This window comes from Rhodococcus sp. NPDC003348 (assembly GCF_053589375.1).
Genome location: NZ_JBSFRT010000035.1, coordinates 45,097 through 65,703, shown reverse-complemented (window position 1 = coordinate 65,703; position 20,607 = coordinate 45,097). Strand labels below are relative to the sequence as shown.

At 71.4% G+C, this 20,607-nt stretch carries 11 protein-coding genes; 3 read left to right on the top strand and 8 right to left on the bottom strand.

Features of this window, described 5'->3' with window-relative positions; all coding sequences use genetic code 11:
• The first annotated feature begins 216 nt into the window (after positions 1-216).
• The gene (locus tag ACWDU4_RS21020; protein WP_450115858.1) at positions 217-630 is read left to right on the top strand and encodes a Rieske (2Fe-2S) protein; all 414 of its coding nucleotides are present in this window, start codon (positions 217-219) and stop codon (positions 628-630) included.
• 57 nt (positions 631-687) lie between these two features.
• On the opposite strand, the gene ACWDU4_RS21015 is transcribed toward ACWDU4_RS21020, so the two are convergent.
• Positions 688-1,608 carry a TIGR03564 family F420-dependent LLM class oxidoreductase gene (locus ACWDU4_RS21015; protein ID WP_450115857.1) on the bottom strand — a complete coding sequence of 307 codons (921 nt, stop codon included), beginning with the start codon at positions 1,606-1,608 and terminating at the stop codon, positions 688-690.
• Positions 1,609-1,692: 84 nt separating this feature from the next.
• Between ACWDU4_RS21015 and ACWDU4_RS21010 the strand changes: the two genes are divergently transcribed.
• Together ACWDU4_RS21010 and ACWDU4_RS21005 are read left to right on the top strand one after the other, a co-directional pair.
• Positions 1,693-2,526 (top strand): TauD/TfdA dioxygenase family protein, encoded by an 834-nt coding sequence (locus tag ACWDU4_RS21010; RefSeq protein WP_450115856.1) that lies wholly within the window; start codon positions 1,693-1,695, stop codon positions 2,524-2,526.
• A gap of 78 nt (positions 2,527-2,604) precedes the next feature.
• On the top strand, positions 2,605-2,823 hold the full coding sequence (locus ACWDU4_RS21005; protein ID WP_450115855.1) for a hypothetical protein: 219 nt from the start codon (positions 2,605-2,607) through the stop codon (positions 2,821-2,823).
• A 14-nt stretch (positions 2,824-2,837) separates the two neighbouring features.
• Here the strand turns inward: ACWDU4_RS21005 and ACWDU4_RS21000 are convergent, their stop codons facing one another.
• From ACWDU4_RS21000 to ACWDU4_RS20970, 7 genes are all read right to left on the bottom strand, one after another.
• A complete protein-coding gene (locus ACWDU4_RS21000; protein WP_450115854.1) occupies positions 2,838-3,734 on the bottom strand; it encodes a glycosyltransferase family 2 protein in 897 nt (298 codons plus the stop codon).
• Positions 3,731-4,714, bottom strand: coding sequence for a glycosyltransferase family 2 protein (locus ACWDU4_RS20995; RefSeq protein ID WP_450115853.1), 984 nt, complete (start codon positions 4,712-4,714; stop codon positions 3,731-3,733). The genes ACWDU4_RS21000 and ACWDU4_RS20995 overlap by 4 nt, the downstream gene beginning before the upstream one ends.
• Positions 4,711-5,703 (bottom strand): endonuclease/exonuclease/phosphatase family protein, encoded by a 993-nt coding sequence (locus ACWDU4_RS20990; RefSeq protein ID WP_450115852.1) that lies wholly within the window; start codon positions 5,701-5,703, stop codon positions 4,711-4,713. The genes ACWDU4_RS20995 and ACWDU4_RS20990 overlap by 4 nt, the downstream gene beginning before the upstream one ends.
• 9 nt (positions 5,704-5,712) lie before the next feature.
• The gene (locus tag ACWDU4_RS20985; protein ID WP_450115861.1) at positions 5,713-5,916 is read right to left on the bottom strand and encodes a phosphopantetheine-binding protein; all 204 of its coding nucleotides are present in this window, start codon (positions 5,914-5,916) and stop codon (positions 5,713-5,715) included.
• Between the two features lie 57 nt (positions 5,917-5,973).
• Entirely contained in the window at positions 5,974-7,236 is a 1,263-nt protein-coding gene (gene entS / locus ACWDU4_RS20980; RefSeq protein ID WP_450115851.1) for an enterobactin transporter EntS, read from the bottom strand.
• A gap of 2 nt (positions 7,237-7,238) precedes the next feature.
• Entirely contained in the window at positions 7,239-8,285 is a 1,047-nt protein-coding gene (locus tag ACWDU4_RS20975) for an ABC transporter substrate-binding protein (RefSeq protein WP_450115850.1), read from the bottom strand.
• 92 nt (positions 8,286-8,377) lie between these two features.
• Positions 8,378-20,587, bottom strand: a complete 12,210-nt coding sequence (locus tag ACWDU4_RS20970; RefSeq protein ID WP_450115849.1) for an amino acid adenylation domain-containing protein — start codon at positions 20,585-20,587, stop codon at positions 8,378-8,380.
• Positions 20,588-20,607: the final 20 nt, after the last annotated feature.

Sequence of the window (20,607 nt, the reverse complement as noted above, 5' to 3'; positions counted from 1 at the left end):
GGCGGGCTTCGGCCCGCCGACCGCACCCGGCATCGTTACCGGTGCTCTGCGCACGCCCCCGGGCACCGACGTCTGTCCTCGATCGACACTCCGGCACCTCCCCCGGCTCGTACGACCGGCCGATTGCCACACGGTCCGCTCGACACCACATCGGGGCCGGCCACCGACGTCGATAGACTGGCGAACCATGACCACCACCTGCACCAGGGCAAGCGAATGAGCACGACGGGCCGACCAGTGTCCCGCCGCGCGTTCGTCACGGGGGCGTGCGCGGCCGGGTGCCTCGCCATCACCGGTTGCGGGAGCGGCGGTGCATCCGAGTCGGCTCCTGAAGCATCCGGGCCGGTCCAGGTACCGGTCGGCGACGTCCCCGTCGGCGGCGGTGTCATCCTCGCGTCGAATCGGGTCGTGGTGACGCAACCGGAATCCGGGGTCTTCCGGGCATTCTCGGCTGTGTGCACCCACGACCGATGCCTGGTGTCGAGAATCTCCAACGGCCTGATCGTCTGCGGATGCCACGGGAGCGCGTTCTCGGTGACCGACGGCTCCGTGGTGCGCAGTCCCGCACAGAAGGCACTACCGCAACGAAGCGTCGAGCTGGTTGGAGACACCCTGACGATCGGTGCGTGACGCGAACCCCACGTTCGAAGGGGAGGGCGGTCGGCGCACCCGACCGGGGCATGCGTGCTATCCCTCGGCGACCAGGTCCTTGAGCAGGTCGGTGGTGCGCCGCACGGACGCCCGCGGGTCGGCACCGACGGGGAAGATCGCCGCCCAGATGTCGGTGGCCCCGGCGTCGAGGAGGCCCTGCAGTTGGGTCCGCACGGAATCCTCGCTGCCGAAGATCGCGACGTCCGCCGGGTTCGATGCGCCGCCGACGTCCAGGATGCGTTGGTAGTTGGGCATTCCCGCGTACATCGTTGCGGTGGCAGCGACCGCGTCGCGGGCCTCGTCCAGGTCGTCGTGGACGGCGACCGGCAACCCGGCGACGATGCGCGGGGCGGGGCGTCCCGCGTCGGTGGCCGCCGCCCGGATCGCGGGCGAGATGCGGGATTCGATCACCTTCGCGGACGCCATCCACAGGACGGTGCCGTCCGCGTACTGTCCGGCCACCCGCAACAGTCGGGGCGACATCGCCGAAAGCAGCACCGGGACCGGATCGGCGATCGCCGTCATCCGTCCGGCACTGCGCGTGGACCAGTCGTGCCCCCGGAAGTCCACCTCCTCACCACGCAGCAGTGCGGTGACGATCCGCAGATACTCCTCGGTGTTGCGTCCGGGTCGGTCGTAGGAGAGTCCGTACACGTCCCGGACGAGGGATTCGTGAGACGGTCCGAGGCCGAGGGTGAAGCCCGGTCTGCCCATCGCCTCGGCCACGGCCGCAACACGATTCGCCTGAAGCAGCGGGTGACACGGATAGGTCTGCAGGACCGCGGTTCCGAGTTCGATCGACGAGGTTTCGCGGCCCGCCACCGCCAGGGCGGCGAGGGGGTCACCGGCGACGGTGCTCGCGTACCAGAGCGAGGTGAAGCCGTCCGCCTCCGCGCGCTGGGCCTGTCGCACGATCTTCTCGGTCGACGAAGCGCCACCGGTCAGCCCGATCCTCATGAGAGATTCCCTTTCGTGATTGAGAACGCTATTCTCTGTTTGCGAGATTAACGATCTGCACACGGCTTGTCCAAGGAGGCACCCTTGTTCCCCACCGCCACGCCCATCAGCCCGGCCATCGGCGTCGAGATCACCGGAGTACCCGGGAACGAACTGGCCGGCGCCGAGTCGGCCGCCCGGTGCCGCGCGCTCCTGGACGAGCACGGCGTGGTCCTCTTCCGACAGGCCCACATCGGTGACGACGACCTGGTCACGCTGAGCCGACTGCTCGGGGACGTCGTGGTGGCACCGATGGGCGGCCAGGACGAGCACCCGGAGATCTCCGCAATCAGCCTGGACCCGGCGAAGACCGTACTGGCGTCCTACAACACGGGCACATTCCACTGGCACATCGACGGCGCTACCGACGAGATTCCCCAGAAGGGCACACTGCTCACCGCGCTCGAGGTGTCCGACGAGGGTGGCGACACCGAATTCGCCAACACCTACGCCGCGTACGAGGCGCTGCCCGACGAGGAGAAGGCCGAGCTCGCCGATCTGCGGGTCGTCCACAGCTTCGCGACGGCGCAGCTGCTCGGGAATCCCGACCCCACCGACAAGCAGCGGGCGGCGTGGGACCGGGTCCCGACCCGGGAACACCCCCTGGTGTGGACTCGCGCCAACGGACGCAAGTCACTGCTCCTCGGCGCGACGGCCGGCCACATCGTGGGCAGGCCGGAGGAAGAGGGCCGGGCGCTCCTGGACCGCCTGCTCGACTGGTCGACGCAGCCGCGGTTCGCGTTGCGCCACCACTGGCAGCGCGGCGACCTCGTCCTGTGGGACAACACCGGGATGCTGCACCGCGCCGTGCCGTACGCCCCGACCTCCCCGCGCCTGCTGCACCGGACCACCCTCATCGGTGAGGAAGCCGTGGCGTGAACGACGACGAGGACGCGCACTGCGACAAGCTACGTCCTGGTGGGGCTGCTGCTCGGTGACGGTGCCACCGTCCAACTGATGAGCGGCAGATACCTCGACCGCCTCGAACGTCGCGGCGGGACGTGGCGGATCGCGGTGCGACGCTCGACCGTGGAGTGGTCCGCGACGGCCGACGGCTCCCTGCTGCAGTCACCGTTCTTCACGAAGCAGGCGTTTCCGAGGGGCACCCGAGACGCGAACGACCTGTCCTACCGGCGTCCGCTCCTGATGGACACCCCCGCACCCGAACGCTGGTGACTTCCCGGTCCCGGCTACCTCGCGGACCGCGCCCGGGCCAGCGCCTCGACGGCCTTGCGGCCGGTGAACCGGACCGTTTCCACGCCGGGTCGCCGGGTGACGGCCGCGACGGCGGGCCCGGCCATCGCGGCGACGGTGCGAGCAGCGGCCAGGGGCAGCGGGCCGGCCGGAACCCGCGGCCAGAGAAGGGTTTCCAGTGCCTCGTCCGGCAGCGGCCGGCGCCCGGCGGCGAGCGCGTGCTCCCGGGCGATCCGCAGGTGCGCCTGCCGCTGCGCGTCCGAATGCAGGGCGCTGACCTGTTCGGGATAGATCCGGTACCGGTACCCGACCATCGGCAGATTGCCGAGGCGGCCGAACTCGGACAGTTCCGAGAACATCCGGTAGTCCTCCGCATGCGCGAACTCGGGCCGGAACCGCAGCCCGCTGCGGGCGAGGACGGGTCTGCGGATCATCACCGACGCCCCGCAGTGGCAACTCGACAGGAGCAACCGCTGCCGGCACGCACTGTCGGTGCGTGGCATGCGGACCCGGCCGGTGAGCGCGCCGAACAGTTCGTAGTCGGTGCCGCACACGATCAGTCGCGGATCGTCGTGCATCGCCCGCATCTGCGCCGTCAGCCGGCCCGCCGGCATCAGGTCGTCGGCGTCCATCCGTGCGATGAAGTCGCCCCGGGCCTCGTCGAGGCCGCGGTTGAGCGCGCCGACCAGGCCGGTGTTCTCCTGCCGAACCACCCGCAACCGCGGATCCTCCACCGATGCCAGCACCTCGGCGGTGTCGTCGGTGGACCCGTCGTCGATCACGAGCAGTTCGAAGTCCCGAAAGTCCTGATTCAGCACCGAATCCAGCATCGGGCGCAGGTAACGCCCCGCGTTGTAGGCGGGGACGAGGACCGTCACCGGGGGCGTGCTCATCGGTACCTCAGAATCGTCGAGTAGAGCCCGGGCACCGTCCCGAGCATGGCCGCGAACACCGCCTCCCGCGGGTGCCCGGTGCGCAGCAGCGGGAGCACGTCGCGCGGTGACACCGCAGCCCGGACCCGATCGATCGCCTCGTCGTACAGCGGCGGGCGGGTCACGGACGCGTGGTCGGCCCGCATCGCGACGTGCGCGACGGACCGCAGGATCTCCCGGTACCGGAAGCCACGGACCTCGTCGCGCCACCGCTCGCCCAGGCCGGCCTGCGCGACCGCTGCACTCACGTCCACGTCCACCTTGAACAGGTCCAGGGTCCGCGGACTCAGCGACGTGCTGATCGACCCTTCCCGGTACAGGTACCGGTACAGAGGTTCGTCGACGAGCGCGACCCGCGCGGCGGCCAGCGACATCCGCACCAGCGGCGCCATGTCCTCGTAGCCCTGGTCCTCGTCCCACGGCCGGTCCCCGAGCAACTCCCGGCGGAACAGCTTGGTGCACGCGTACGCCTTCGCCCGCCCGGTGACGAGGCGATGGGCGAAGTCCGTGCCGGACACCACGATCGCCTCGAACGGCGGTTCGTCGATCTGCAGCACCAGTCCGGTGTCGTCGACGCGTTGCGTGCGGGTGCACGCGAAGTCCGCCGCGCCGTCCTCGAGCGCCCCCGCCAGCAACTCGACGAACCGCGGGTCGGCCTCGTCGTCGCTGTCGAGGAACCAGACGAGATCCCCGGTGGACGCCCCGAGCCCCGAGTTGCGGGCCCGGCCGAGGCCGAGGTTCCGGTCGTGCACGACGCGGTGGAACCGCGCGCCGCGCTCGGCGAGGTAGCGCTCGGCCACCGCCATCGACTCGTCGCCGCCGCGGTCGTCGACGAGCACGATCTCGTCGACCGGACGGGTCTGGGCGAGCACCGACCGCAGGCAGCCCTCGACGTACGGCAGGCAGCGGTACACCGGGACCACGACGCTGACCCGGCTCACTGAACCTCCTCCGGCGATGCGAATTGCGGTGTCACGGTGGCGAAGAGCCCGTGGTGGTCCGATCCGGGGAGGTCCACCCGCTCGTACTCCCCCACCACCGCGTTCTTCAGGGCGATCCGGTCGATCGCGATCACCGCCGGGTACCACCGGTCCGCCGGATACGTCGGCACCAGCCCGGCGCCGGCCTGTTCCCCGGCATCGGCGAACCCGTCGGACAGGATCGCCCGGTACCGGCTGTGCGAGTACGTCGAGTTGAAGTCGCCGCTGACGACCATCGGATCGCCGTCCGCGGCCCGCTCGTGCAGCAGCACCGCGAGCTTCTCCATCTCGGCGGCCCACATCCACGACGGCGACGGGTACGGCGGCATCGGGTGCACGGCGGCGACCGTCACGGTGCGCCCCTCCCCGAGGTCGACCTTGGTGACCAGATTCGCCATCGAGAACCGGCCGAGCTCCTCGGGATCGCGCATCGCGAACCGGCTGTAGATCCCGGTGCCGCCGCCCCCGGACTCCTTCGGCTTCAGGAAGGTGACCGGCAGCAGTTCCTCGAGGCCCGCCTCTCGCAGCCGGGCAACGGCCGAGTCGGTGAGCTCCTCGACGGTGAGCACGTTCACCGATCGCGATCGGACCAGGTCCACCAGTGCGTCGGCGTCGGCCTCACCGAGTCGAATATTGGCCTGCAACAACCGGATCTGGCCGTCTGCGGCGGTCGCGTCGGGGGCGTTCCGCAGGTACAGCGGGAGCTGGGTGGAGAGGCCGGCGAATACGATCACCGCGCCGACCACCAGCGTCCGCCAGGCACGCAGCGCCGCCAGCACCACCAGACCCGCCACCCCGACGGCCACCAGGACCGGCACGAACGAGGACGCGATGATCAGCTTGTTGCTCTCGGGTCCGACGTAGTGGACGAGCACACCGAGCGCTGCCGCCGCGACGGCGGCGATTCCGGACGCGTAGCCGACCCGGCGCACCGCCTCCCGCGGTGTCATCGAGCGATCTCAGCTCGCACCGACGACCTCGTACCAGGCGCCGAGTTCCGGGTCGGACGCGAGGTCGACGAAGTCGATGACCGCGCCCTCCGAACGCCACCGCTCGACCAGAGACATCAGCCGCACCGAGTCCAGTCCCAGGTCGAGCAGGTTCGCGTCCTCGGTGAGCTCGTCGGCGGGCAGGTCGAGCAGGGCGGCCAGGTCGGCGACCATGCGGTCCCGGGTCAGTGTGGTGCTCACAGGTGAAACCTTTCGTGGGTGGTGCGTGGATCAGGCGTGGACGGCGGACGGCGCGTCGGTGGGGCCGGCGACGGTGCGGCGCAGGGTGCCGAGGAGCAGCAGGGCGACCACCGCGACGGCACACATCGTGAGGCTGTAGGTGACCACCGCCGCCGATGGCGCGACGACGCCTCCGAACGCGCCGGCGATCAACGCGCCGATGGAGATTCCGGCGACCTCCTGCGCCGACCAGAGCCCGTTCACCCGGCCGAGCAGGTGCTCCGGGGTGTGGGTCTGGATGAGCGAGTACCGCAACACTTCCTGCACCGAGGCGATCGCGCCGACCACGACGAGCACCAGCAGCGCCACGACGAGGGTGCCGGTGAGCCCGACGAGGGCCTGCACCGCGAAACCGACCGCGAGGGCGATCAGCAGCACCGTCCCGGGCCGCGCCAGACGAGACATCCACCCGCTGGTCACCGTCGCGATGACCGCGCCGACCGCACTGGCCGCGTAGAGCAGACCGGCGGCACGGGAGTCACCGGCGAACCGCTCGTCCACCAGTCCGGGTACGAGGACGAGGACCCCGCTGCCGAGCATGGCGATCACCCCGGCAAGCATCACCCCGCCGATCACCTTGTGTTCGAGGACGAACCGCGTCATCGATACCGGTTCACCGGCCGCGTGTGCCTCGTGTTCGACGGGCGCCGGCGCGGGCAACGGCGGCAGTCCCGCCAGCAGGGCGATCGTGATCACGGTGCCGATCGCGGCCACCCAGTAGTTCCAGGACACCGAGAACGCCGCGATGACGAGGCCGCCGAGGGCGGGTGAGATGACGGCGCCGGCGCGGGCACCGAGGACGTTCAGCGCCCCGACCCCGACGAGTTGATCCCGCGGGACCAGGGTCGGCACGACCGCGAACAGTGCCGCGATGCTGATCGAGCCGATCAGGCCGTTGATCACCGACAGCACGAAGATCGCCACCCACGACGGGTCGGCGAGCATCGCGTTCACGGCGAGGCCGACGAAGGTGAGCCCGGACACGGTGCGCGCGAACAGGATCAGCTTCCTACGGTCGTAACGGTCGGCGAGGGTGCCGCCGATCAGCATGCCGCCCATGGACGCGGCGCCCTCGACCGCGGCGACGAGCCCGACCAGGAACGTCGACCCGGTCAGGTCGTACATCTGGAGGGGCACGCCGACCATCAGCATTCCGATCCCGAAGATCGAGATGGTCCGGGCGATGAACACCCGCCGGAACGCCGCGCTTTCGCGCAGCGGCCGCAGGTCGAGGAGTACGCCGCGTTCACTCATGATCAGCTCGCGTCGCCCTTGGCGACCGCGTCGGCGATCAGCGGCATGACCTGATCGGTGGCCCAGCCGAGCGAGAGCGCCGACGGGAAGCCGATCGCGTTCGGCAGACCGGTGTTGCGTGCCAGGGACACCACGGCGCCCTCCTTCACGGCGGGAAGCTCGTTCCAGGCCGCGAACTTGGTCAGGTAGCCGAGGTCACCGGTCGGCGAGACCACGAACAGCACATCGGCGTTCATCTCGCTGATGTTCTCGTAGGACAGCACGCCGCGACCGTCGGCATCGACGGGCAGCGTCGTCGCGTACGGGCTGAGCACCAGACCGAGCGAGGTGAGGAACTGGCCGATGCCGCGCTCGTCGGAGGCGAGCACGGACAGCTGTCCGCCGGTGTCGCCGATCACCGCGTTGTAGGTCTTGCCTGCGATAGTCGGGTTGGCCGCCTTGGCGTCCGCGAGGCGCTTCTCGGCGTCCGCGATCACCTGCTCCGCCTTCTCCGGGATCCCGAGGGCGGTGGCAATCTTGCGGGTCGAGTTCTGCCACGGCTCGCCGTTGGCCTTGGTGTCGAAGTGCACGACCGGGAACTGCGCGTTCAGCTGGTCGAAGGTGGACTGGTCGAGTCCCCAGAATCCGGTGGACACGATGATGTCGGGCTGCAGGACGGCCAGCTTCTCGGCGATCGAGTCGGCTCCGGTGTCCATGTCGAGGGTCTCGGGGGTGGTGGCGCCGAACGCCTCCTTCTGCCACGGCCAGATCCCGGATCCACCGGTGGCGGCACGGTTCTGGGCGTCGACGGGGATCGCGACCGGCGTCACGCCGAGCGAGAGCAGGATGTCGGCGTCCTGCGGGGACAGCGGCACGGCACGGGTGGGCGCCGCCTCGACGGTCGAGTCACCGAACTTGCCGGACACCGTCACCGGGAACTGCGCGGCATCGGAGGCACCGGTCGTCGTGGTGTCGGTGGTGTCGGAGTCCGAACCGCACGCGGCCACACCGAGCATGACGGTCGCGGCCGCGAGCGCGGCGCCGATCCGTCGGGTCCATCGAGTGTTCATCTTCTTTCCCTTCGTCCTGCCCTTGATCGTGTGGTGACACGGGTTCGTGTGGTGACACGGGTTCGTGTGGTGATACGGGGTCGTGCAGTCGTTCACGAGTGAATTCCGGTCTGGTCCAGGTCGGCAGCGAGATCACCGAGCGACGCCGCCGCGAACACCTGTGCCGCCTCGGCGTCGATACCCACCGCCCGCAGGCGGCTCAGCAGTGCCATCACGCCGATACTGTCGCAGCCGAGCGCGAACAGGTCGTCATCGACGCCCACCCGCTCGACACCGAGCTGCTCGGCGACGAGGCGGCACAGCAGCTTCTCCGTCGCGGTGCTCGGTGCGCGGTGGTCACCGGCCGACCGGATCTCCGGGCGCGGCAACGCGGACCGGTCGAGCTTGCCGTTCGGGAGGGTGGGCAGTGCGGGCAGCACCACGAACGCGGACGGCACCATGTAGTCCGGCAGCACCGCGCTCACGCGGCGCCGCAGGGCCGCCACGTCGAGGTCCGGTCCCGCCGCGACCAGGTAGGCGACCAGCACCGCCGATCCGGTGTCGGTCCGGGCCTGCACCACGGCGTCGGCGACGGCCGGATCCGCGAGCAACGCGGCCTCAACCTCCGCCGGTTCGATGCGGTACCCGCGCACCTTGACCTGATCGTCGCTGCGGCCCCGGTACTGGATCGAACCGGCAAGGCCGTGCTCCTCGTCACCGGCCAGCCACCGTGCCCGGTCGCCGGTGCGGTACATCCGGGCGCCCGGCGCACCGAACGGGTCGGCGACGAAACGCTCGGCAGTGCGGCCGGATTCGCCCCCGTAACCGCGTGCCAGGCCGTCCCCGGAGAGGTACAGCTCGCCCTCCACGCCGATCGGAACCGGCCGCAGCCACGCGTCCAGGATGTGGGCACGGGTGTTGCCGACGGGCCGGCCGGCGACCGGGACGGCACTGTCGGACGATCGCGCCACGAGCGCGTCGACGGTGCTCTCGCTGGGTCCGTACAGGTTGTACGACTCGGTACCCCCGAGTGCGCGCAGGCGATCCCACAGCGGCTGGGCGACGGCCTCGCCGCCGAAGCCGAGCGAGGCGGGCACCCGGTCGCCGTCGAGCAGACCGGCGTCGATCAGCTGGGCCAGGTGCGAGGGGGTGACCTCGACGAAGTCCCATTCCTGGGTCTGCGCCTGCAGCAACATCTTCCGCGGGTCCCGCTGGGTCACCTCGTCGACGAGGCACAGCGCATGTCCGTCGAGCAGCCACAGTTGCGGCTGCCAGGACGCGTCGAACGCGAACGACCAGGCGTGTCCGACCCGCAGCCGCTCCCGCCCGGACCGGCGCTGGGTCGGCCGGTACAGGTCGGTGCGGTGGCTGTGGAACAAGGTCACCAGGCCGCGGTGCAGCGCGACGACGGCCTTCGGCACGCCGGTGGAACCGGAGGTGTGCACGACGTACGCGGGGTGCTCCGCGCGCAGCGGCGCGATCCGGTCACGGTCACTGACCGGCGCCGGGTCCTGCTCCGCCACTCTCGCAACAAGATCGGCGTCGTCGAGTTCCAGCACCGCGGCGCCGGTGGCCGGAACCTGCGCGGCCAGCGCCGCGGTCGTCAGCACCAGCACGGGTGTGCTCGTCGCGAAGATCGCCGCGGTCCGCGCGGCCGGGGCCTGCGGGTCGCACGCGAGGTACGCACCGCCCGCGGTGAGCACCGCCAGCATCGCGGTCAACGCATCATCGGTGCGCGGAAGCATCAGCGCCACCGGCACTTCCGGTCCGACACCGTGCGCGATCAGCAGGCGGGCGAGCCGGTACACCCGCTGCGCGAGCTCCCCGAACGTCCACTCGTCGCCTCCGGCGAACAGGGCCGCCTCGGCGTGGTACCGCTGGGCGGCGTCGGCGAACAGGGCGGGCACGGTGGTGGCCGGTACGTCCATCGGGTTGGTGTTCCACCGCCGGGTCGTCGCCTCCCGGTCCGCGGCCGGGATCGCGTCGATCTGCGCGAGCCGGTGATCGGCGGGCCGGGTGGCCAGCTCCCGCAGCACCTGCGCGAGTCCGGCGGCGAGCCTTTCCGCGGTGCTCCGGTCGAACAGGTCAGAGCTGTACTCGACCATGCCGACGACGGTGTCGGTGCCTGCGTACTCCACGAAGTCGAAGGACAGGTCGAACTTCGCGGTGGTGACCTCGATCGGCTCCGGCGTCAGGCCGGCGTCCCCGCCGAATCCCTCTCCGGGGTTCGGCTCGGTGAGGTAGACGACCATGGTCTGGAACAGCGGATGCATCGACCGCGAGCGGGCACCCGCGCCGAGAACCGCGTCGGCGACCTGCTCGAACGGCAGGTCCTGGTTCTCGAACGCCTCCAGGTCGGTCTCGCGGATCCGCCCGAGCAACTCGCCCACGGTGGGGTCGCCGGACAGGTCGGTGCGCAGCACGAGGGTGTTGAGGAAGAAGCCGACCAGATCCTCGAGCCGGCTGTCCCCGCGACCCGACACCGGCGTGCCGATCGGAATGTCCGTGCCCGCACCGGACTTGTGCAGCAGCACCGCGACCGCGGCCTGCACGAGCATGAACATGCTCACCCCGTGGGCACGGGCGACCTCACGGAGTCCGGTGACCACATCGGGCTCCAGCGCGAGGTACACCGCACCGCCCCGATAGCCGAATCGCGCGGGCCGGGTGCGGTCGGTGGGCAGGGTCAGTTCCTCGGGCAGCCCGGCGAGGGTCTGCCGCCAGTACCCGGCCTGGCGGGCGGCGACGCTCTCCTCATCGGCGCCGTCACCGAGCAGGTCCCGCTGCCACAGGGTGAAGTCGGCGTACTGCACCGGCAGCGGTTCCCATTGCGGGGCGCGACCGGCCTGCCGCAGCGCATACGCGGTCATCAGGTCGGTCAGCAGCGCCCGGGTGGACCACTCGTCGGTCGCGATGTGGTGGATCACCAGCACCACAACGGTGGCCTCGTCGGTCTCGAGCACCGAGACCCGCACCGGTGCCTGCGTTTCCAGGTCGAATCGGTACCGGGCGGCCTCCGCGGTCGCGGCGGCGACGTCCTCGGCGCGGACGCTGCGCCGCTCCAGGTCCACCTCGACGTCGTCGGCGGGCAGGATCACCTGCTGCGGCTGTCCGGCGACCTCCGGGAAGACGGTGCGCAGCGGTTCGTGGCGGATCATCAGGTCCCGCACCGCTTCCGCCAGCGCGACGCCGTCCACCGATCCGGACACCCGCCACGAGATCGGGACGTTGTAGGCGCCGCCGTCGGCGCCGAGACGGTCCAGGATCCACATGCGCTGCTGCGCGTACGACAGCGGCAGCACCGCGGGTCGCTCGCCGACGACCAGTTCCGGACGTCCGCCGCCCTGCGCGCGCTGCGCGAGCGGCGCCAGCCGGGCCACGGTCGGCGCCTCGAACACTGCCCGCACGGGCAGATCCACCCCGAGCTCGGAGCGCAGTGCGTTCACCAGACGGATCGCGGTCAGCGAGTGCCCGCCGAGCGCGAAGAAGTCGTCGTCGATGCCGACGGACTCCACACCAAGCGCCTCGGCGAACAGCGCGCACACCCGTTCCTCGAGCTCCGTGCGCGGGGCCCGCGACTCGGCGACGGCATCGAAGGCGGGCCGCGGCAGCGCCTTCCGGTCGAGCTTGCCGTTGAAGCTGACGGGGACGCTGTCGATCGCCACGATCACCGCCGGGACCAGGTGGTCCGGGATCACTCCGACGAGCTCGCCGCGCAGCGCGGCGGGATCGAGGGCGGCGCCGGTCGCGGGCACCACGTACCCGACGAGGACGGGCGCACCGCCTGAGTTCTCCGCCACCGCCGCGACGGCACGCGCCACCGACGGACGCGCCTCGAGTGCCGTCTCGACCTCGCCGAGTTCGATGCGCAGGCCGCGAATCTTGACTTGGTCGTCGATCCGGCCGAGGTACTCGAGCTCACCGGATGCCGCCCAGCGCACCAGGTCGCCGGTGCGGTACAGCCGGGTACCCGGCTTTCCGTACGGGTCTGCAACAAAGCGATCGGCCGTCAGCGCGGGCCGGCCGAGGTAGCCGTCGGCGACCTGCACGCCGCCGAGGTACAGCTCGCCGGACACCCCGGACGGAACCGGTCGCAGCCGCGAGTCCAGCACGTAGAGCGCGACATTGGTGCCCGGTCCACCGATCTCGCAGGCGCCGACGGCGCCGGCGCGCGAGGACAGGTCCGGGGCGAGGGTGACCTCGACGGCCGCCTCGGTGGGGCCGTACAGGTTGTCGATCGTGGCGGCGGGCAGCGCGGCCGCGAACCGCTCGACGGTCCGGTACTGCAGCGCCTCACCTGAGCACACCACGCGGCGCAGGTTCGTCCCGGCGAAGCCGGATTCGGAGAGCACCTCCTCGAGCATCGACGGCACGAAGTGCGCGACGGTCACCGACTGCTCCTGCAGCAACCGCACCAGGGCGGCGGGATCACGGTGGTCGTCGGGCCCGGCCACCACCGTGGTGGCGCCGGTGACGGTGGGCCAGAACAGTTCCCACACCGACACGTCGAACGTCGCCGGCGTCTTGAGCACCACCCGGTCGGTGACCTCGAGCGGCAGCCGGTCCTCGACCCAGCGCAGCCGGTTCACCACCGACCGGTGGGCGACCACGACGCCCTTCGGGTTTCCCGTGGAACCGGACGTATAGATGACGTACACCGGATGTGCGGGGGTGAGCGGTCCGCGCCGGTCGGCGTCGGTCACCGGCGCATCCGACAGGTCCGCGAGGCGCGCCCGCACCGCCGGGTCGCCCAGGTCGGTGCGCGCGGACGCACCGGGCAACGTCGTGGCCGCGGTGGCCAGCACCCGCACCGGGTTCGCATCACCGAGGAGGTACTCGATCCGCGCGGCGGGCAGGCCGGTGTCGATCGGCAGGTACGCCGCACCGGACTTGACGACCGCGTGGATCGCGACGACCTGGTCGATCGAGCGGGGTACCGCGACCGCGACGAGCTCACCGGGGCCGGCGCCGTCGGCGATCAGCAGCCGGGCCAGGCGATTGGAGCGGGTGTCGAGGTCGGCGTGGGTCACCGCCTCGTCCCCGGACGTCAGGGCCATCGCGGTGGGGTCGAGTTCGGCTCCCCGCGACAGCATCTCGGCGAGGGTGACGTCCTCGTACGCCGCGGTCTCCCCGACGCCCTGCGTCAGCCTGCGCCGCTGCTGGTCCGCGTCGAGCAGGGACAGGTCGGCGAGCCGCACCGCCGGATCCGCAGCGACGTCGGCGGCGGCGCGCTGCAGCACCGACAGGATCATCTCGACCACCGGGTGGTCGAACAGGTCGGTCGCGTACTCCGCGACGACCGTGACGTCCCCGGTGTCGGGTGCCTCGACGAACGTGACGTTCAGATCGAACTTGGCCCGGACGTTGGACAGCTGCTCCCAGGTCGTGGGCACCCCGAGCAGGTCGGGCAGCACCGCCGGACGCTGGAGGTAGCTGACCATCACCTGGAACAGCGGGTTGCGGCCCTCCACGCGGGCCGGGGCGAACTCCTCCACGAGTCGCTGGAACGGCACGTCCTGATGCGACATCGCCGCGAGGTCGGCCTCCCGCACCCGGTCCACCAGGTCGCCGAAGCTCGGGTCGCCGGACAGGTCGGTGCGCAGCACGACGGTGCCGACGAAGAAGCCGACGAGGTCGTCGAGCGCGCTGTCGGACCGGCCGGACACGGGGCTGCCGACCACGACGTCGTCGCCGGCGCCGAGCCTCGACAGCACCGCCGCGGTGACCGCGTGCAGTGCCATGAACATGGTGCCGCCGTGGGATTCGGCGATCTCCCGCAACCGGCGCGCCACATCCGCCCCGAGGACGGCCGTGGCGTTGCCGGCCCGACCGGTCGGTGCCACCGGCCGCGGGCGGCTGGTGGGCAGCGTGATCTCCTCGGGCAGGCCCGCCAGCGCCGTGCGCCAGTACACGAGCTGTCCCTCGACCCCCTTCTCGCCGAGCACGTCCCGCTGCCACAGCGCGTAATCGGCGTACTGCACCGGCAACGGGGTCCAGTCCGGCGCCGCACCGCGGGTGCGGGCGAGGTAGGCCCGGGTGAGGTCGCCGAGCAGCGGCGCGTCGGACCACTCGTCGGTGGCGATGTGGTGCAGCACCACCACGATCACGGACCGCTCCGGCCCCTCCCTCAGCAGGCCGACCCGCAGCGGCACGTCGGTGCGCAGGTCGAAGTTCGCGGTCAGCCGCTCGAATGCGACGGCGTCGACCGTGTCGGCGGTGACGTCCACGACCTCGAGGTCACCACCCGCGGGCAGGATCACCTGGTGCGGCTCGCCGTCGGTGACGGCGACGACGGTGCGCAGGCTCTCGTGCCGGGCGGTCAGGTCGCGCACCGCGGCGGCGAGTGCGTCTGTGTCCACCGCGCCGTCCAGGCGTGCGACGTGCGCGTAGTGGTAGGCCAGGCTCTCGGAGACACCCCCCGTCGCTCCGCTCGCCCCACCGGAGACCTGCGCCAGCATCCAGAGTCGTTCCTGCGCCGCGGACAGCGGGATTCGGTCGGGGCGCGGGCCTGCGGTGATCGCGGGCAGCGCGCTCGCCGCGGCCGGGAGCAGGCGGGCGATCTGGGCGGGGGTCCGGGCGTCGAACAGGTCCCGAATGGTCAGCTGCACGTCGAACTCCGCCCGCACCCGGCTCACCACGCGCATCGCGATCATCGAGTGGCCGCCGAGCTCGAAGAAGTCGTCGTCGGCACCGACCTTCTCCAGGCCGAGCAGTTCGGCGAACAGGGCGCACAGCACCCGCTCCGCCTCGGTCTCCGGTTCGCGGCTGCCGGCGGTGGCCCGCATCTCCGGGGCCGGGAGCGCCTTCGCGTCCAGCTTGCCGTTGACGGTCATCGGGATCGCGTCGATCGCCTGCAGGCTGGCCGGCACCATGTAGTCGGGCAGCTGCGCACGCAGGTGGTCGAGCAGCACACCGGCGACGTCGCCGTCGCCGGATGCCGGAACCACGTATGCGGCAAGCCGTTTCATTCCCGACACCAGCGGGTCGTCGACCGCGACCACGGCCGCGGAGGCCGCCGCCGGGTGCGCCTCGATCACCGACTCGATCTCGTGCAGTTCGACGCGGTAGCCGCGGATCTTGACCTGGTCGTCGATGCGGCCGAGGTAGTCGATGACTCCGCCGAATCCCCCCGTCGCTCCGCTCGCATGGTCCGCGCGGCGGCGCACGAAGTCCCCGGTCCGGTACATCCGCTTGCCGGGCTCGAACGGGTTCGCGACGAACCGGTCCGAGGTGATGTCCACGCGACCGAGGTAGCCGCGCGCCAGTCCGGCACCGGAGATGTACAGCTCACCGGCGACGCCGTCGACGACGGGCCGGAGCCACGGGTCGAGGATGTGGCCGTGGGTGGCCCGGATCGGGGTCCCGACGGTGGGGGTGGCGCTGTCGTCGGTGCCGGCACCGAGGGTGTTGATGGTGTACTCGGTCGGCCCGTACAGGTTGTAACCGAGGGTTCCGTCGGTGTCGCGCAACCGGTTCCACACCGAGTCCGGTACTGCCTCGCCACCGAGCAGCACCAGCGGCGGCCGGTGCGCGGCGGCGCCGTCCGGACCGGGGCCCTCGTCGAGCAGGCCCTCCGCGAACAGTGCGGTGGCGTAGGTCGGTGTCACGTTGACGACGTCGATCCGCTCACGGTCGCAGTACCGCACCAGGGCCTGCGCGTCGCGGCGCAGGTCCTCGTCGCAGATGTGCACCTCGTGGCCCTCGACGAGCCAGAGCAGCTCCTCCCAGGACATGTCGAACGCGAAGGAGACTGTGTGCGCGACCCGCATCCGGCGGCCGTCGACGCTCGCGACGACCGGGTCGAAGATCTCGTCCTGGTGGTTGCGCTGCATGTTGGTCAGGCCCCGGTACGGGGTGACCACGCCCTTCGGCTTCCCGGTGGACCCGGAGGTGTAGATGACGTACGCCGGGTGATCGAGCCGGTGCGGCTTGCCGGGCGCGAACGCGCCGAGTTCGGCGTCCGTGAGCCCCTTCTCGTCCCAGTCGCGCGGCTCGTCGAGCCGGATCGCGGTGTCGGGGTCGAGGTCGAGCCGCACCGCGACCGCGGTGGTGGTGACGGCGAGGGCCGGCCGGGCGTCCGCGAGCACCACCTTCAACCGCTCGTCGGGCTGGTCCAGTTCGAGCGGCAGGTAGGCGGCGCCGGCGCGGAGCACCGCGAACAGGGCGACCACCATGTCGACGGTGCGCGGCAGCCCGAGTGCCACCACGACCTCCGGCCCGGCGCCGCGCCCGATCAGGTGCCGGGCCAGGCCCTCGACCCGGCGGGCCAACTGTCCGTAAGTGACCTGCTCCCCCTCGAACACGAGCGCGGTCTCGTCCGGGATCTGTGCCGCCTTCGCGATCAGCATCTCGGCGATCGTGGCGTCCTCGACGGCGGGCAGCGGCGTGGCCCACGCGGTCCGGGCCGCGGCCGTCTCCCCGGCGCTGCGGGCCGGGACCGACGCGACGAGCCGCTCACCTTCGCGGGCAACGATTTCCAGCAGGTTCACGAACCGGTCGTGCAGGCCGTGGGCCCGAACGGCGTCGACCACGTCGTGGCGGTAGTCGATCTTGACGTGCAGTCGCTCGCCCGGGGAGACCACCACCGCCAGCGGGTAGTGGGTGTGGTCGAGGCTGTCCTCGGCGACGATGTCGTGCTTGGCGGACTGCGCGGCCATCTCGGACGCGTTCTTGAAGTTCTGCAGCACGAACAGCGTGTCGAACAGTTCCGCGTGCCCGGTTGCGCGCTGGATCTCGCCGAGGCCCAGGTACTCGTGCTCCATCCGATCGACGTACTCGTCCTGCATCCGCCGCAGCAGCTCGGCGAGGGTCTCGTCCGGCCGCAGGGCGACCCGCACGGGCACGGTGTTCAGGAACATGCCGAGCACCCGGTCGAGGCCGACGATCTCGGTGGGCCTGCCGGCCACGGTCGAACCGAACACCACGTCGGTGCGACCGGATTCGGCCGACAGCAGCAGACCCATCACCGCATTCATCAACGCGTTCAACGTGACTCCGCTGGTGCGCGCTCGTTCGCGCAGCGCAGCGGTCAGGTCCTCGTCGACGTACGACTCGATCCGCGTCGGCACCACCGGGGACCGGCCCTTGGTCGATCCGGCGACCAGGGTGGGGGTGTCGAAGCCGGCGAAGGCGGCGCGCCAGGCGGCGGCCGCGGCGTCGGGCTCCCGGGCGGCCAGCCAGGTGAGGTAGTCGGTGAAACCGGCCTCGGGTGCGGTCACCTGCTCCCCCGCGTACCGGGCGAGCAGCTGGTCCACGAACAGGGCACCGGACCAGCCGTCCCACAGGATGAACTCCCGGTTGACCACCAGGCGGTCGACACCGCCGCCCAGGTGGATCAGCAGCATCCGCCACAGCGGCGGCGCCGCCAGGTCGAACGGCCGGGCGCGGTCGGCGGCCATCAGTTCCTGGGCGCGGGCCTCCTGCGCATCGGCCGGCAGGTCGGACAGGTCCGCCTCCGTGAACGGGACCTCGACGCCGGTGCCGATGAACTGCACCGGCTCCGCCAGCCCGTCGTTGGTGAAACCTGCTCGTACCGTGGGGTTCTCGTCCAGCAGTGCGGCGGCGGCAGCACGCATCCGGGAGATGTCGATGCGGTGCCCGAAATCGAGGGAGAACTGCGCGGTGTAGATGTCCTGGGCGGCGTCGAAGACGGACTGGAAGAACAGACCCCGCTGCAGCGGGGACAGCGGCCAGATGTCCTCGACCAGCACGGGACTGACGGCCTCGATGCGGTCGATCTCGTCCTGACTCAGGTCGATGTGCCGCAGGTCGGACGGGGTCAGCCGGGCGGAACCGGTGCCGCCCTCGGCGAGCGCGACGAGGTCGGCCACCGCCTCGCCCCACAGCTCCGCCAGCCGCTCGAGTGCCGCGTCGCCGAGTCCGCGATCGGACTCGAAACGCACACGCGCCCCGCCGTTCCCGTCGGGCCGGATGCACACGTCGAGGACGCCACCGGCGATCCGGTCTCCTCCGGTGCGGATCGACACCTGTGGCGCGGGCAGCGCGGCCAGGGCGGGTCCGGCCTGGACGTTGGCGTACCGCAGCATCGGCCAACCGACCGAGCCGGCGGAGCGGATCCGTTCCTTCGCCGCCCGTAGGGCACCGAGCGGGTCGTCCTCGAGCACGAGGCGCGCGGGTGCGGTCCAGTCCAGCGGTCCGACGGTGCGGCTGAGGTCGTCGCCCTCACGTCCGTCGTGCCAGAGGTCGACGGACAGTTCCGTGGCGCCGGCGGCGCGCTCGTCCCAGCGGGCGACGGCCAGTGCGACGGCCGCGGCCCACACGTCGGCGGCGGCCCCCTTCACGAGGGCGGGCACCGCCGCGGTGGCGGCGGCGAACTCGGCGGCCGAGAGTGTCACGTCGACACCGGAAGCCGCGCCCGTCGCGGTCGTGGACACTGCCGTCGGGGACACCAGGTCGGCGCCGGGCGCGAGGACCGACATCCAGGTCGTCAGCTCGGCGAGCCGGGTCGGCGCAGCGGCCTCGGCGGCGAATCGCTGAGCGTGGGTCTTGAGCGAGACCGCGACGGCGGGCAGGGTCACCGGGCGGCCCCGGTGCATTGCCCGCAGTGCGGTGGCGACGTCCTCGGCGACGACGTCCCAGGATCGTTCGTCGATCAGGCCGGCGGGTGCGAGCAGCACCAGTTCGCCGGCCCCGCCGGTCGCCCAGGCCACGCTCAGGACGCGGCCGGCCGCCGGGTCGGGCACAACCCCGTCGAGCGCGGTCAGTTCGTCGATCGCCGCGCCGGGGTCCAGGTCGCAGGTGTGGACGAGCGATGCGGCGTCGACGGTGTCGGGCACCGCGAGCAGCCACAGGATCGGGGCCGGGGCGGTGAGCGTGGCGCGCAGGGCGTGGTGGTGGGTGACGACGGCGTCGACCGCCGCCACCAGCTGGTCGCGGGTCAGGTTCTCGGGCGCCGGGATCCGCAGGCTGCGCAGCGTCGCGGTGACCGGCACCTGCGCGTCGCGTCGCTTGGCGAGCGCGGTCGGCAGCGCCAGCGGTCCGGTGCCGTCCTCGTCGTGGGGTGTGGTGGAGACGGGCGCGCCTGCGGGCAGCGACCACACCGGCTCGTCGACGTCGGAGAGAAATGCGTCGACGAAATCGCTGAGCGCGTCGGCGATCTCGGCGCATCGCTCCGCGTTGCCGGGGTGGCTGCGGAGGCCGATCTCGATCGGCTGCCCGGACTTGTGCAGCAGCACGATGAACTCGAGCTCGCCGACCGGGCCGGAAGCGAGCATGTGGGCATCGGACTCGCGACCGATCACGTGCCGCGAGGTCGAGGTGGGCATGATGTTCACGCCGACGGCCGGCGGACGCCAGTGCGGATCACGGGCCGCGAGGGCCGCGCCGATGTGCTCGCCGCGGTAGCGGCCGTGCTTGAGCAGCGCCCAGGTCTTGGTGTCGACGGCGGCCGCGACGTCGGCGATGCGGGCGTGCGCGGGGACGTCGAACCGCATCGGCAGCACGCTGGCGACCATGCCGGGGATCGTCCGCAGGTCCCGGCTTCCGCGTGCCGTGGTTGGCATCGACAGCACCACGTCGGAGGTGTTCGTGGCGCGGGCGACGTAGGCGCCGAGCAGGCCGATCATCAGGACGGGCAGGCGCAGTCCGTGCGCCTTGGCGTAGGCGTCCAGGCGGGCGCGCTGGTCGGTGTCGACGGTGACGGTGGTGTGGGTGACGCCGGGGGCAGGCGGATGCTCGGCCTCGATCAGCCGCGGGACGGGCGGCAGGTCGCCGAGTTCGGTGAGCCAGTGCTCGCGGTCGGCGTCGATCTGCTGCCCGCCGGTGTACTCGAGGTCGGCCTGCACGAAACGCTCGAGCGCCCACTCGACGGACAGGTCCGGGACCGCCCCCTCCGAGTAGGCGCGGGCGATCCGGGCGAGGACCAGCGCGATACCGATGCCGTCGTTCACGATGTGGTGGTACTGCTGGTAGATCCGCATCTTCTCGTCGCCGAGCAGGTGCACGGCGAACGTGAACAGCAGATCCGTGGCGAGATCGACGGGGGTCGCCATCGCCGACTGCATCCATGCCGCCGACGCTGCCTCCGGGTCGGCCTCGGCGCGCAGGTCGAGCACCTCGACCTGCCAGTCCCGATCGGCGCGCGGGATCTGCACCAGGACGCCGTCGGGGTCCACGTCGAAGTTCACGTGCAGCGTTTCGGCCTGGTCGAGCACCCCCTTGATCGACGTCAGGACGCGATCGAGGTCGAACTCCCCGACCGTCTCGGTGTACATGCCGGTGTTGTAGAGGTGGCCGACGGAATCCAGCTGGTGGCCGAAATAGATGCTGCGCTGGGCCGCTGTCACCGGATACGCCGACTGCACTGTATTTCTCTCCACCATCT

Excerpts from the sequence above, each read along its gene's own strand:
- ACWDU4_RS21020 (WP_450115858.1), top strand. The coding sequence starts at position 217 with ATGAGCACGACGGGCCGACCAGTGTCCCGCCGCGCGTTCGTCACGGGG.
- ACWDU4_RS21015 (WP_450115857.1), bottom strand. The coding sequence starts at position 1,608 with ATGAGGATCGGGCTGACCGGTGGCGCTTCGTCGACCGAGAAGATCGTG.
- ACWDU4_RS21005 (WP_450115855.1), top strand. The coding sequence starts at position 2,605 with ATGAGCGGCAGATACCTCGACCGCCTCGAACGTCGCGGCGGGACGTGG.
- ACWDU4_RS21000 (WP_450115854.1), bottom strand. The coding sequence starts at position 3,734 with ATGAGCACGCCCCCGGTGACGGTCCTCGTCCCCGCCTACAACGCGGGG.
- ACWDU4_RS20990 (WP_450115852.1), bottom strand. The coding sequence starts at position 5,703 with ATGACACCGCGGGAGGCGGTGCGCCGGGTCGGCTACGCGTCCGGAATC.
- ACWDU4_RS20985 (WP_450115861.1), bottom strand. The coding sequence starts at position 5,916 with ATGGTCGCCGACCTGGCCGCCCTGCTCGACCTGCCCGCCGACGAGCTC.
- entS (WP_450115851.1), bottom strand. The coding sequence starts at position 7,236 with ATGAGTGAACGCGGCGTACTCCTCGACCTGCGGCCGCTGCGCGAAAGC.
- ACWDU4_RS20975 (WP_450115850.1), bottom strand. The coding sequence starts at position 8,285 with ATGAACACTCGATGGACCCGACGGATCGGCGCCGCGCTCGCGGCCGCG.